Source organism: Limnobacter humi (assembly GCF_024518835.1).
Classification (GTDB): Bacteria; Pseudomonadota; Gammaproteobacteria; order Burkholderiales; family Burkholderiaceae_B; genus Limnobacter; species Limnobacter humi.
The window spans coordinates 1-549 of sequence record NZ_JANIGO010000024.1 but is presented as its reverse complement, the minus strand read 5'-3'; the positions used below and the strand labels follow the sequence as shown (position 1 = coordinate 549).

Annotated in this window: 2 protein-coding genes; both read right to left on the bottom strand. The window is 62.1% G+C overall.

Translation table 11 applies throughout. The features are described 5' to 3' along the window. A partial coding sequence (locus NQT62_RS15395; protein ID WP_256765631.1) for a TraE/TraK family type IV conjugative transfer system protein occupies positions 1 to 363 on the bottom strand: 363 nt, incomplete at its 3' end. Position 364: 1 nt separating this feature from the next. Next, positions 365 to 549, bottom strand: a 185-nt coding sequence (gene traL / locus NQT62_RS15390; RefSeq protein ID WP_256765630.1) for a type IV conjugative transfer system protein TraL, incomplete at its 5' end; no start/stop codon positions are given.

Sequence of the window (549 nt, the reverse complement as noted above, 5' to 3'; positions counted from 1 at the left end):
GATGCTCGAACCGCGTTGCTCGTTGACGATACGCAGCAGATCGGCCTTGATCTTGCCCTGCGCGCGCGGCGAGACGATCTCGAGGACCGACTTCATCCAATAGTCGAGGTTGGCAGGCGAGCGGTCGAGGGTCAGAATAGCGGTATCGCGCGTGACCATTTCGAGGTATTCACGACTGACGCCCGCGCTGCTGACGGTCAGCGGAGAGCGAAGGACCGGCTGAAGAACGACCTCGCGGTCACGTGAGGCTGAGAGGAGCAGGAGCAATGCGACGGCAGCGGCGAGCACGATCGCGACCACGCCAAGCAGGTTGCGCTGGCGCAGTACGCGCTGGCTGTGCGCATGTTGATATGCGAAATCCATCTCAGCCCACCATCAGCCGGAGATAGGAAGGTGGCGTGGCGCGCAGCGACGGAAATCCGCCCGGCAGATGCCAGTAGGCCAGGTGTATGAGCCACGATGCCGCCCGCCCAGCTTTGGCTTTTTTTAGACCCCACCAGCCCGCGAACCCTAATGCGATGCCGATGATGATATGCTGGGACAGGATCC